The organism is Sphaerotilus sp. (genome assembly GCF_034519685.1).
Classification (GTDB): domain Bacteria; phylum Pseudomonadota; class Gammaproteobacteria; order Burkholderiales; family Burkholderiaceae_C; genus Sphaerotilus.
Genome location: NZ_JAXHOF010000003.1, coordinates 1,166,069 through 1,179,431, shown reverse-complemented (window position 1 = coordinate 1,179,431; position 13,363 = coordinate 1,166,069). Strand labels below are relative to the sequence as shown.

The following is a 13,363-nucleotide window of genomic DNA, read 5'->3' as shown; positions in this document are numbered from 1 at the left end:
GCAACCAAGACAACCCAGCAACCGAGCCGACCACCATGAGCACGAACTCCTTGATGAACCTGGGTGTGCAGGCCATGTTCGCCGCCCAGACCCAGCTGAGCACGAGCAGCCACAACATCGTCAACGCCGCCGTCGACGGGTACTCGCGCCAGACCGTCAAGCTCGCCACGGTGGCTGGACGCAGCTCCGGGGTCGGCTACATCGGTGGCGGCGTGGCGGTGGAGGGGGTGGAGCGGGCCGTGAACCGTTTCCTCACCAGTCGGAGCAACCAGAGCCAGTCGGTCGCCGCGGCCGACAGTGCCCGCCTGGGGATGCTGAACCAGCTTGAAGGAGGCTATGCGCTGGGCGAACTCGGGCTCGGCCAGGCGGCCTCCAAGCTGTTCGCGGCCTTCGGCGACATGGCGGCGGCGCCCAAGGACGAGTCGGTGCGGGAAGTGGTGCTGTCGGCCGTCGAGACCACGGCCTCGCGCTTTCGCCGGACGGGCGAGCATCTGGTCACGCTGCAGACCGCCACATCCCAGCAGCTCAGCGACGAGGTGTCGATCGTCAACGGGCTCAGTGGTCAGATCGCGGAACTCAACCGCCAGCTCACCGGTACGGGCAACGCCAGGCACCAGCCCAATGACCTGCTGGACCAGCGTGACCAGCTGATCGCGCAGCTCGGTCAGCACATCGAGGTGAGCCGCGTCGACAGCCGTGGTCAGGACGGTGAGCTGGATGGGTCGGTGAGCCTGTTTGTCGGTGGCGGACAGTCGCTGGTGATTGGCGCAGAGCACCACACGCTCAAGGCCGTGGCCGATCCCCATGTGCCCGAGCAGATGCGCATCGCCCTCGACCTGAACGGGCGGGAGCGCGAGATTCCGGTCAGCCGGCTCAGCGGTGGCGCGATCGCCGGCTTGCTGCGCTTCCAGGACGAGGATCTGCGCAATGCCCGCACCGAGCTGGGGCAGCTGGCTGCAGGGCTCGCCGACGCCATCAACACCCAGCATGTCCAGGGCACCGATCTCGACGGTGCGGCCGGCAAGGCGCTGATGCAGGCCGGAGAGCCGACCGTGGCGGCGTCCAGGCTCAACGCGCGTGGCAGCGACGGCGAGCTGCTGGCCAAGGTGAGCATCAGCCGGGTGGCGGGGCAGGGCGCCCAGCTCAAGGCCAGCGACTACACGCTGCAGGTCGACCCCTCGGACAGCAGCAAATACCAGATGACCCGCCTGTCAGACGGCACCGTCTTCGGCGGTCTGGCCAACGGCGCACAGGTGGACGGCTTCACCTTCGATGTGGGCACGACCCCGCTGGCGCCGAAGGACAAGTTCCTGCTGCAGCCGGTCACCGGTGCCGCCGAGTCGGCCGCGCTGGGCATCACGGACCCCCGCAAGCTCGCCGCCGCGGGGGCCACGGCATCCGGCTCCGGCAATGCCAACGCCTTGTCGCTGCAGAACCTCGCCAAGACGACCGTGGTGGAAGGCAAGACCTTCAACAACGCCCATGCCCGGGTGATCTCGGAGCTGGGGGTGCGGGTGCAGCGCGCGACCTCCGACTCGGCGTCTTCCGGGCAGATCGCCGACCTCAGCAAGGAGCAGCTCGGTTCGGAGACCGGCGTGAACCTGGAGGAAGAGGCCGCCAAGCTGCTGCAGTTCCAGCAGAGCTACCAGGCCGCCGCCAAGGTGCTGGTCACCGCACAGAAGTTGTTCGACACGATGTTGTCGGTCATGAACTGAGTTCCATCTGAGTTCCATCGGAGAGTCCCACATGTCCCGAGTCGCCTCCGCCGTCAGCCAGCAGAACGGCCTGAATTCCCTGATGCGCCGCCAGCAGGATCTGGGGCGTGCCCAGGAACGCATGGTCAGCGGCAAGCGCATCGACCGTCCCAGCGACGATCCGGCCGGCGCAGCACGCGCCGAGCGCGCGCTCGCCGACCAGACCCGCAGCGAAGGTCTGCTGCGCTCGCTGGCGGCCAGCCGCAACGCCATGTCCGTGGTCGAGTCGGCCGTCGGGGATGCGGTGGATCTGGTGCAGGAGGCCCGCGAGGCGGTGGTCGGTGCGGGCAACGGCGCCTTCAACAACGCCGACCGCGCCTTGCTGGCCGATCGCCTGAAGCAGATCAAGGGGCAGCTGCTGTCGGTGGCCAACACCGAGGACGGCACAGGCCAGTACGTGTTCGGCGGGCAAGGCAGCGACCGTCTGCCGTTCGTCGACTCCGGGGTCGGTGTCGAGTACCACGGCGGATCCGGCAAGGCCGACGGATCGCTGTCCGAAGCGCTGCCGCTGGCCATCGACGGTGATGCACTCTGGCTCCAGGCCCGCTCCGGCAATGGCGTGTTCGAGACCAGCCGGCAGGTGGCGTCGACCAGCACCGCCTGGGTCAGTGCCGGCCAGGTCAGCGATCCGTCGGCCCTGACGCTGACGGACGGGCAGCGCTATGAGGTCACCTTCGACACCGCGAGCCGCTACAGCGTCAGCCTCGTGGCGAGCGACGGCAGCCGCACGCCCTTTCCCGATGCCGCCAGCAGCAGCCACGACTTCGTTTCCGGCACGCCGGTGGTCGGCCTGCCCGGCATGAGCGTGAGCATCTCCGGCGTGGCCGTGGCGGGCGACAAGTTCACGGTCGAGCCGTCCAGTCCGAACCTGAGCGTCTTCGATGCGCTGGACAAGGTGATCGACGTGCTCGGCTCGTCGGCGACCGTGGCGCCCAACGCGGGAGACCGCGCCCAGGTCATCAACCACGGCCTGCGTGACCTGGACCAGGTGCTGGGCAATCTGCAGGTGGTGCGCTCGCGCTCGGGCGAGACGCTGAACCGGCTGGACGGTCTTGACCAGCGCACGCAGGACCGCGTGCTCAGCGACAAGGCCATCCGCTCCGAAGCCGAGGATCTGGACATGGCCGAAGGCATTTCCGACTTCTCCACCAAGCAGACGGCCTACCAGGCGGCGCTCCAGTCGTATTCGATGGTGCGCAAGCTTTCGCTGTTCGACTACATCAGCAACTGACGCGGCGCTTGGCCCACCCCACCCCCACCATGCAGTCCCCGGACGCTCCCATCCTCGGTCAGGTCGCCCTGAGCTACTGCCCGATCATCGACAGCCAGCGCAACGTGATGGCCACCCGGCTGTCGGTGTTCCCGCTCGGGCACGCCCGCTGGCTGCCGGTCGGCGAGCTGCTCACCGCCGTCAGCCAGGTCTGGCCGGCCGACGGGCCGCGGGTCGTGCTCTCGGTGCGCCTGGAGCGGCTGCTGGCCGATCTGCTGATGGTGCAGCCCTCGGCGAACGTGATGATCGAGGTGCCGAAGTTCATGGCCTGCGACCCGGTGCACCGGGCGGCGATCCTGGAGCTGGCCGACAACGGCAACACGCTGCTGCTGTCCGGGCGGCCGGACCAGCCGCTGCCGCGGGAGCTGCTGGGCGCGTTCAAGTACGCCATCATCGACCTGGCCGATGAACGCCGGCTCGATGGCGGGCCGGTGCCGGAAGGCGTGAAGCGCTCGATCGGCTTCTTCCAGGAGGGTGTCCACACCATCGAGCAGATGGAGGGCGCGTTCCGGCGTGGTGCCGTGGCGGTGCTGGGCTGGCCTGTCGAGGGCGAGATCACGGCGCCACGCCCGGGGGGGGCCACCCGTCCGGACCTGCAGGTCACGCTGCAGCTCATCAACCAGGTCCACCAGGAGGCGCCGCTGGCGCAGCTGGAGGCCACGCTCAAGTTCGATCCCGCACTGGCTTTCAAGCTGATGCGCTACATCAACTCGCCGGTGTTCGGCCTCACGGTCGAGGTCACCTCGTTCTCGCAGGCGGTGATGCTGCTGGGCTACCAGCGACTCAAGCGCTGGCTCGCGCTGCTGCTGGTCACGGCTGGACACGACAAGAACCAGCGGCCGGTGATGTACGCCGCGGTGCGCCGCGGCTTGCTGATGGAGGCCCTTGCTGGCGAGGGCAGCAGTGCGGACTTCCGCAACGAGATGTTCATCTGCGGCGTGTTCTCGCTGCTGGACCGCATGTTCCAGCGTCCGTTCAACGAACTGCTGGGCACCTTGCCGGTCCCCGACGGCGTCTACCAGGCCCTGGCCGAAGAGCGCGGGCCGTACCATGCAGCGCTCGACCTCGTGCGCACGCTGGAAGGCGGCAGCGGCCATGACGTGCGCGAGAAGGTGGCCGAGCATGGTTTCCAGATGCGCCATGTGAACCGCGCATTGCTGCACGCCCTGGCCAGCGCCTTCCAGCTCGGCTGACACGAAACCGGCACCGGGCGCCGATCGGCCCGGTCGGCTCCTTACACTGGCGGCATGAAGCTGCCCCATGCCCTGCTGGATGCGCTGGTCGAGTCCGTGCTGGTCTTCGACGACTCGGCCAGACTGGTCCACGCCAACCAGGCCGCGCTGCGCCGCCTGCCGTGCGAGCCCGGCATGAACCTCGCCGACCTGGGCCCCGCATTGGGCCAGCCGCTGCTGGACCGGCTGCGTGCCGTGCTGGCGGGCGGGCGCACCGAGGCCTACTTTCCCGCGGGGGCCAGCGCGGGTTCCGCTCCTTGTCTGTCGCGGCTGGAGGGCGGGCCGTGGCTGCTGTGCCTGCCGCCCGAAGGCAGCACACCCTCCTTGCCGCGCCCCCCGCTGACGCTGATCGAGCGGCCATTGCGCGAGCTGCGTGCGTTGCTGTGGACGGCTCCGTTCCCGGCCCTGCTGCAGGATGACACCTTCCATCTGCTCGACGTCAACGACGCCTTTGTCGCCCTGACCGGGCGTACGCGCGACGCGCTGATCGGCACCGACCCCATCGCGCTGTGCCCGGAAGACGAACGCCGTGTCATCGGCGAAGACCGTGCGCGTCTGGCACGCGAACCCGGCGAGTTCGTCGGACCGGCCCTGCGCGAATGGCGGCTGCTCGACAGCGAAGGGCGTTCGCGCTGGGTGCGCTCGACCCGCTACGCCACGGGCGGGAGTGTGGCGGGCGGGCGCCGGCTGCTGCTGACCGTGCTGCAGGAGACCACCTCCGAACACGTGGCCCGCGAGCAGGCCGAGCGCTTTGCCCGCGAGCTGGACCAGTGGTTCGACCTCAGCCCCATGGGCATGGCGCTGTTCGACGACCGCGGACTGGTGCTGCGGGCGAACCAGGGCTTCGAGGCGCTGGCGGGGGGGGCGCTGGTCGAGCTGAGCGAAGCCTCCGCGCCGCTGCGGGCCTTGCTGAACTGGGAGCGGGGCACCATGGTGCAGCCGCTGCAGCCCGGTGGGGCCTGGGTCAGCAGCGAGGGCGCCTTGCCGCATGCCGACGGCCGCACCCGCTGGGTGCGGGCATTGCTGCGCTGTGACGAAGTCCGGGCCGGCCGCCGCCGCTACATGTGCATGCTGGAAGACCGCTCGGCCGAGGACGAGCGTGACCTGGCCCAGGCGCGGGCCGAGCAGCTGCTGGGGGACTTGTCCACCATCCTGGAGAGTTCACCGGCTGGCATCGCCTCGGTGCGTGGCCACCAGCTGACGCAGTGCAACAGCCGCTTCGAGCGGATGCTGGGCCTGGCGCAGGGCGAGGCGGTCGGCTGCGACATCCGTGGCCTGCTGGCCGCGGGTGCGCAGGAGCCGCTCGACCGGCTCGACGCGGTGCTCGACCGGGGTGAGCTGTATGAAACCGAGGTTGTGGTGCAGGACGAGGAAGGCCTGCTGCACTGGTACGCCGTCACCATCCGCCGCACGGGTCCGCCGGGTCGCACGCCGCTGGCCATCGTGGTGCTGTCGGAGATCACCCGGCTGAAGGCCCAGCAGGCCGAACTCGCGCACCTGGCCAGCGAGCACGGGCGCATGGCGGGTGTGCTCGGCCAGCAGGCGGACCGCACGCGGGCAGTGCTCGACTCGGTGCTGGTCGGCATCGTCACGGTCGACGAGCAAGGGCGCATTTCCTGGCTCAACCGCTCGGCTCGCCGCATGTTCGGCGGCGATCTGGGCGACTTCATGCGGCAGCCGCTGCACACCGTCGCGACCGACGAGGCCGACCATCCCTTCCGCCGCACGGTGCCGCTGTTCGGCGAATTGCGCGACGGCGAGGCGCTGCAGTTCGAATGCCGTGTCCAGGCGCGCGATGCCCGCACCTTCTGGGTGGTGGGCAATGCGGTGGCGACCCTGGGGCTGGAGGGTGGGCGGGAGATGACCTTCGCGCTGATGGACATCGACCAGCGTCGCCAGGCCGAGGCGCGCATCGCGGAGGCACAGGCCTCGCTGCAGCGCATCATCGAGGCGGCGCCGATGGCCATCACGGTCTGTGACGCCGCCACGCTGCGGGTGTTGCAGCTCAACCGGGCGGCGGCGGCACTCTGCGGGGTGCCGGTGCTGGAGGCGGTCGGGCAATCGCTGGTGCAGCTCCACCCGCAGCCGGTGGGTGCCAGCCTGCCGGCGGACATCGACGAGGCGCTGGCGCATCCCCAGGTGGTCACCCCGCGTGAATACCGGCTGGTGCGTGCCGGGCGGATGGAGGTCTGGGATGCCCGTTTCCTGCCGCTGGCCCGTGCGGAGGGCCGCATCGACCAGCTGCTGATGGTTTCCACCGACGTGACCACGCAGCGCGAGGCGCAGCGTGCCGAACTGGAGGCGGCGATCGCGCGGCGCGAGATGCTGGTCCAGGAGGTCCACCACCGCATCAAGAACAACCTGCAGGGGGTGGCCGGGCTGATGCAGCAGGCGGTGGTGCGCTATCCGCAGGTGCAACCGATCATCGCCGAGGTGGTCGGACAGGTGCAGGCCATCGCGCAGGTCTACGGCCTGCAGGTGGGCAACACCGGGCTGCTGGCGGTGCGCGACGTGATCGAGGCGATCGCCCAGTCGGTGCAGCGCACTTTCGGCCGCACGATTTCGCTGGACGTCGCCGGCGATCCGGGCTGGCGCTGGCTGCTGCCGGAGGCGGAGTCGATCCCGATCGCGCTGGCCCTCAACGAGCTGTTCACCAACGCCATCAAGCACAGTCCGGCCTGCTCGGACGTGGTCTGCCGCCTGTGGCTGGAGGCGGATGCGGTCCGGGTCGAGATCTGCAACCACGGGCAGCTGCCGACGGACTTCCGGCTGGACCGGCGTCCGGCCACGGTGTCCGGGCTGGGGCTGGTGAGCGCGCTGCTGCCGCGGCGCAGCGCCAGTCTCGCCCTGACGCAGCAGGCCGACACCGTGGTGGCGGCGTTGCGGCTGGCACCACCGGTGGTGCGCAACGAGCGCGCCACCACCTGAAGCCGGGCGGTACCGGTGCCGGCGGACCTGCGAGACAATCCGCGCATGCTGTTCCCTCACCACTCTGTGCGCAAGGCACCACGACCATGACCGGCACTTCCTCCCGCGGGCGCATCCTGGTCGTGGACGACGACCGTCTGGTGCTGGCCACGGTCGTGCACGGGCTCACGCACGCCGGATTCGACATCATCGATGCCGACAATGGCGACGACGCCATCCTGCTGGCCCGCCAGCACCGTCCGGATCTGGCGCTGCTGGACATCCGCATGGACGGCATGAGCGGCTACGACGTGGCGCATTACCTGCGCGAGGCATTGCAGATCCCGTTCCTTTTCCTGTCGGCGTTCTCGGACGAGGCGACGCTGGCCCGCATCCAGGCGCTCGGTGCACTCGCGTTGCTGGTGAAGCCGCTGGACATTGCGCAGCTGGTGCCGGCGGTGGCGTCGGCACTGGACGTGGTGCGCGGGCGCGCGGCCGGACAGGAGGCGGGGGTGTCCTCCGCACAGGCGGCGGAGCAGGCGAGCGCCAGCAGCGCTCCGGCCGCAGTGCCCGGACCCGCGGCCGCTTCGCCTGCCGACACGCTGGCCGGTCTGTCGACCGTCGAGGCGATCGCCGTCGGGATCGTCATGCACCGGTTTTCCCTGGCACGGACCACGGCCCTGGAGCGGCTGCAGCGTCTGGCGGACCAGGAGGGGCGCAGTCTGGCGCAGACCTGCAGCGCCATGGTGGGCGCGCTGGAGCAGCTCGCCCTGCCGGGCATGCTGGATCAGCCCAGCGTGAAGTAGAAGCGTGCGCCTTCGTTGACGGCGGCTTCTGCCCGGATGTCGCCGCCATGTCGGCGAATGATGCGGCGCACCGAGGCCAGTCCGACGCCGGTGCCCGGGAACTCGGTGGCCCCGTGCAGGCGCTGGAACGCTCCGAACAGCTTGCTGGCAAAGCGCATGTCGAAGCCCGCGCCGTTGTCGCGGATGCAGAACTCGGTCCGGCCTGCCGACACGGATGCGCTGAACTCGATGTGTGTCACCTCGCGCCGCGAGGCGTATTTCCAGGCGTTGCCGAGCAGGTTGTCGAGCACCGTGCGCAGCAGCACCGGATCCCCGCGCGCGGTCATCCCGGGGGCGATGTGGATCTCGGCCTGTCGCTCGGGCGCTTGCTGGCGCAGTTCGGCCACCACCTGTTCCGCCATCGCCGACAGGTCGACCGCCACCAGCTCGATCGGCTGGGTCGACAGGCGTGACAGCGCGAGCAGCGAATCGATCATGCTGTTCATGCGCGTGGCAGCGCCGAGCACCCGCTCCAGGTGGTCATTGCCGACCCGGTCCAGCAGATGGCCGTAGTCTTCGCGGACGATGCGCGTGAAGCCTTCGATGACGCGGATCGGCGCCCGCAGGTCGTGTGACACGGTGTAGACGATGGCGGCCCGGTCCTCGTCCACCGGCACGGTGGGCGGTACCGCTGCGGGCGCGCCGGATGAATCGGGTGGGGGTGTGGTGGTCGGTGCTGGCTGGCGCGGCGTCGGCGCATCCTGCGCGGAGGGGGGCAGCCACAGCACGCAGCAATCCCCCGGCAGTTCCAGCCGCTGGACACTGGCATCGGGGTCGAGGCTCCTGGCCAGCAGCTCCTGCACCATCCGGACCGAAGCCGGTGTGCCGGCCTCGGGCAGCGACACCTGGGCGGCACTGTTGCAGGCCAGCAGCTGCGGCGCAGCGTCGCTCAGGCGCACCAGCAGCGCGGGCCCGGGCAGACCGCGCAACAGGCGGGTCTGCAGGGCGAGTGACTGGGCTGTGGTGAGGCGCAGACCGTCGGCCGGCATGGCAGAGGACGTGGACGCTAGCGGCGTCTGTCCGGGGTCTGGCGGTCGGCGCCAGCGCCAGGCCACGACCAGCAGGCCGCTGCCCAGCAGCGCCAGTGCCAGCGCCCAGACCAGTCGGGCACTGGCCGTTCCTGGGCTCAGGGCCTGAGCCAGCCACTGGGCCGACACCATCAGGGCCAGTGCCGCCGCACTCAGCAGCATGGCCCGTGTCGCAGGGCGCAGTCCGGACTCGGGGGGTGACAACATGTCAACGATTGTAGGGACAGGTTTCCTGTGAGCCGGTCGCTGTTGCGCGCAGGTCGATCGCCCGCACGAGACTTCGGCGAAATTGCGCGATTGGGTGCGCCGCCGCATCGGCACAGGGGCTGGCTGCACCTATGCTTGTGCGCCCGTGCTGAACAAACCGAACTGCGATACCGCTCCCGACTGCCATGCGCCTGACCGATGATGCCCGCATGACCGACCACCCCTGGTCGCTCGACATCTGCGTGAGCACCGGACCAGCGCAGCTTGGCGATGCGGACGGGCTGATCACCGTGTCGGGCGCCGATGAGCCGGTCCCCATGCTCACGGAGGAGCAGATCCTCACCCAGACGCTGCTGCTGGCGCGCCGTCTGCACCGGTCGGAAAATCTCCAGGAAGGCCTGTGTCTGGTGGCGCCCGTGTTGCGTCTGTGGCTGCGCGCGGGCGCGGCCCGCCTGCTGCGGGTGAGCGACTGGAGCGAGGACGGGGCACTGGTCCAGCCGTGGGCGCTGCTCGACAGTGCGACCGAGGAGCTGATCGACCTGGGCCAGATGGTCACCACCCATGCCAGCGAGGCGCCATTGGGCACTGCGCTGGCCTTGCTGCGTCCGGTGCTCGCCGTGCTGTCGCCTGCGGCGCCGAGGTTGCCGTGGCGCTCGGTCGGCGTGCGCGCGGTGCTGGCGCTGCCGGTCGTGCATCGGCACTGCGCCGTGGCCGCCATCGAGTTCCACGACCCGGTCGATCTGACACCGGCGCTGCACCAGCTGCTCGAACTGGTCGGCTTGCACCTGGGCCATCTGGCTGCCCGCGACGAGCAGACGCGCGAGACGGAACTCTCCGCGCAGCGGCTCGCGCGGGTGGCCCTGCTGGCGGCGCGGGTCGGACGGGGGGCGGTGATCACCGACGCGCAAGGGGTGATCGAGTGGGCGCATCCGGCCTTCGTGCAGGCCACTGGCCATTCGCCGGGCAAGATCTGCGGCCGCACGCTCTGGGACGTGCTGCTGGGGGATGCCGATGACCAGCGGCTGGCACTGCTGCTGCGCGACTGCGTGGTCCGCGGCGACGACTTCGTGCGTGAATTCGTCGCCCGACGCGGACAGGACGACATGCTCCCGGGCGATCCGTACTGGCTCGAAATCGACGCCCAGGTCGTCATCGACGAGACCTCGGGGCGGCCGCAGGTGGTCTGTGTCTGCCGCGACATCAGCGACCGCAAGGAGCGCGAGTTCGGCATCGACGAGGGCCGTGCGCTGCTGGGGGTGCTGACCGAGCACATCCCGATCAGCCTCGTGGTGCTGGACGCGGAGAAATTCCGGGTCGTGTCGCTGAACCGGCACGCCGAGCTGGAGTTCTGTGCCCACAGCGCGCAGGTCGGCGGCTGGGATCTGGACGAACTGCTGGGCGCCGGGGTGCAGCAGCGGGTGCAGGCCTGCCTGCAGCGGGCGGTGGACAGCCACGATGCCGTCGAGCACGAGTTCGAGCGCTCCACGGCCGAGGGCGATCGGGTCATCAGCGCCCGCTATGTCGCGGTGCGCAACCGGCTGGGGCGGCCGACGGTGGTGATCTGCCAGCTGCGCGACGTCACGCAGCAGCGGCGGGACGCTCGGCAGCTGCGCGAGTCCGAGGAGCGCTACCGTGAGCTGGTCGAGTCGATCGACGAAGGCGTGTTCGTCACCGACCCGCGCCGTGACAGCTATTTCTACATCGGCGCGCGGGTCTACGACATGCTCGGACTCGTGGCATCACAGGTGCTGCCCCATGCGGAGCTGCTGCCGCTGCGGGTGCTGCCCGAGGACGTGTCCTTGCTGGAGCAGCAGCGGCGCGACGAGCTGCACGCGGTCAGCACCGATGTCACCGTGCGCATCCGCCATCCGCAGCGCGGCGTGCGCTGGCTGCGCCAGCGCACCCGCACCCGCGTGCTGCAGGGCAACGAGACCCGCGTCTACGGCCTGATCGACGATGTCTCCGAGGAACGCGAGCGCGAGCTGCAGCTGCAGGCCGCGCGCGATGCGGCCGAGGCGGCCAGCCGCGCCAAGAGCCAGTTCATGGCGACCATGAGCCATGAGATCCGCACCCCGATGAACGGCATCCTCGGCATGACCGAGCTGCTGCTGGGCACGGCGCTCAATGCCCGGCAGCGCCGCTTCGCGCAGGCTGTCTACCGCTCCGGCGAGAGCTTGCTGGAGATCATCAACGACGTGCTCGACTTCGCCAAGATCGAGGCCGGCAAGCTCGAACTCGCGACCTCGGAGTTCTCGCTGCGCAGCGTGGTCGAGGACACGCTGGAGCTGCTGGCGCCGCGGGCCCACGAAAAGGGGCTGGAGCTGGGCTTTCACGAAGCGCCGGGCCTGCCGGCGACGGTGGTGACCGATCCGCTGCGGGTGCGCCAGGTGCTGACCAATCTGGTCTCCAACGCCATCAAGTTCACCGAACACGGCGAGATCACGGTGAGCCTGCGCCCCGCGTCGGCGTCGGCCGAGGGCAATGTGCTGCTGGTGTTCTCGGTCAAGGACACGGGCATCGGCATCGCGGCCGACATGCTGCCGCGGCTGTTCAATGCCTTCACGCAGGTCCACGTCGGATTGGCCCGCCGCTACGGAGGCACCGGGCTGGGGCTGGCGATCTCGCGCCAGCTGGTCGAGCTGATGGGCGGGGAGATCACGGTGCGCAGCCAGCCGGGCGTCGGCTCGGAATTCAGCTTCACATTGCCGGTGGTGGCCGGCACGGGCACGGGCGACGCTGCGCTGGCACAGGGGCTGGGCGACACGGCGACCATGCCCAGTGTCCGGGTGCTCGTGGTCGACGACCACCCGACCAACCGCACCGTGCTGGAAAACATGCTGACGGCCTGGGGTCTGCGCGTGACGCTGGTGGGCGACGGGGAACAGGCGCTGGAGCTGCTGCGCCTGCTGCCGCCGGAGGCTCCTGCCTTCGACCTGGCGCTGATCGACTGGCACATGCCGGGCATGGATGGCATCGAGCTGGCGCAGCGCCTGCGCAGCGACGGCTTGGCGGGCGGGATGCAGCTGGTGCTGCTGTCCTCCGTGGCCGCGCCCGACGATGTGCGGGTGGCCCAGGAGGCGGGGTTCGTGCGCTTCATCCACAAGCCAGTGCGCAAGGCCGAGCTGCGCCAGGCCATCCTGGGCATCGCCGCCGCGCGCCAGGAGGCCGAGGTGGCCATGCCGCAGCTCGGCGCCTGCGTGCTCGTCGTGGAGGACAACCCGGTCAACCAGGAAGTGATGAACCAGATGCTGCAGCGCATGGGCTGCCGCGTGCGGGTGACCGGGTCGGCACTGGAGGGCTTGCGCGCGCTGTGCGAGGATCTGTTCGACCTCGTGCTGATGGACATCCAGATGCCGGGCATGGACGGGGTGGAGGCGCTGCAGTGTCTGCGCCGCGGCGCGACGCCGCGGTTCGCTTTCCTCACGCCGGCCCGCACGCCGGTGGTGGCGGTGACAGCCAATGCGCTGGAAGGCGACGAGGAGCGCTTCCTGGGGCTGGGCTTTGATGCCTACCTGTCCAAGCCGTACCGGCAGGGCCAGCTGCTGGCGGTGCTGGGGCGGTTTGTCGGCGCACGGCTGGGGCGGCGTGTCCGCCAGGAGATCGAGGCTGCGGCCCGCACTGCACCCGGCGCCCTGACCCGTCCGGATGGCGGTGTGCCGGACGGTGAGGAGGCGGCCGATCCGACGCTGTTCCTCGCCCTGGACGACGACCCGGATCCGCAGGACTCGGCGCTGCAGCTGGATGCGGCGGCGATGCAGCGGCTGCACGACCTCGACCCGACCGGGCGCAACCAGCTGGTGCGCCGGGTGATGCAGGCCTTCGACGCCTCGATCAGCCGCTTGCTGCCGATGCTCGACCCGGGTCCGCTGGGCCTGGACCTGGTGGCGGTGCAGCATGTGGCCCATACCCTGCGTTCCTCGTCGAACAGCCTGGGCGCGCTGCAGCTGTCGGCGCTGTGCGCGCAGATGGAGCAGGTCCTGCGGCGCGGCGTCGGACCGGTCGAGCTGGCACCGCAGCTCGATGGCCTGCGCGGCGAGATGCAGCGTGTGCAGGACGCCGTGCAACACAAGCTGTCCATCCGGACCGAGAGAGCAAGGACCACGGATTGAACCAAGAACAT

7 protein-coding genes are annotated in these 13,363 nt (G+C 70.0%); 6 read left to right on the top strand and 1 reads right to left on the bottom strand.

The window, feature by feature from the left end; translation table 11 throughout:
* The first annotated feature begins 35 nt into the window (after window positions 1-35).
* The 5 genes from flgK to U5O44_RS09095 all read left to right on the top strand — a co-directional run bounded on the left by flgK (window position 36) and on the right by U5O44_RS09095 (window position 7,969).
* On the top strand, window positions 36-1,715 hold the full coding sequence (gene flgK, locus U5O44_RS09115) for a flagellar hook-associated protein FlgK (RefSeq protein WP_322588118.1): 1,680 nt from the start codon (window positions 36-38) through the stop codon (window positions 1,713-1,715).
* Between the two features lie 31 nt (window positions 1,716-1,746).
* Window positions 1,747-2,985, top strand: a complete 1,239-nt coding sequence (gene flgL / locus U5O44_RS09110; protein WP_322588117.1) for a flagellar hook-associated protein FlgL — start codon at window positions 1,747-1,749, stop codon at window positions 2,983-2,985.
* A gap of 29 nt (window positions 2,986-3,014) precedes the next feature.
* The gene (locus tag U5O44_RS09105) at window positions 3,015-4,217 is read left to right on the top strand and encodes an EAL and HDOD domain-containing protein (RefSeq protein WP_322588116.1); all 1,203 of its coding nucleotides are present in this window, start codon (window positions 3,015-3,017) and stop codon (window positions 4,215-4,217) included.
* Window positions 4,218-4,271: 54 nt separating this feature from the next.
* Window positions 4,272-7,184, top strand: a complete 2,913-nt coding sequence (locus U5O44_RS09100; protein ID WP_322588115.1) for a PAS domain-containing sensor histidine kinase — start codon at window positions 4,272-4,274, stop codon at window positions 7,182-7,184.
* 86 nt (window positions 7,185-7,270) lie between these two features.
* The gene (locus U5O44_RS09095) at window positions 7,271-7,969 is read left to right on the top strand and encodes a response regulator (RefSeq protein ID WP_322588114.1); all 699 of its coding nucleotides are present in this window, start codon (window positions 7,271-7,273) and stop codon (window positions 7,967-7,969) included.
* Here the strand turns inward: U5O44_RS09095 and U5O44_RS09090 are convergent.
* The gene (locus U5O44_RS09090) at window positions 7,951-9,243 is read right to left on the bottom strand and encodes a sensor histidine kinase (protein ID WP_322588113.1); all 1,293 of its coding nucleotides are present in this window, start codon (window positions 9,241-9,243) and stop codon (window positions 7,951-7,953) included. The two genes, U5O44_RS09095 and U5O44_RS09090, sit on opposite strands and share 19 nt — an antisense overlap.
* 185 nt (window positions 9,244-9,428) lie before the next feature.
* Here U5O44_RS09090 and U5O44_RS09085 point away from each other — a divergent pair, with 185 nt between their 5' ends.
* Complete coding sequence (locus U5O44_RS09085) at window positions 9,429-13,352, top strand: PAS domain-containing hybrid sensor histidine kinase/response regulator (RefSeq protein WP_322588112.1); 3,924 nt, start codon at window positions 9,429-9,431, stop codon at window positions 13,350-13,352.
* Window positions 13,353-13,363 lie beyond the last annotated feature (11 nt).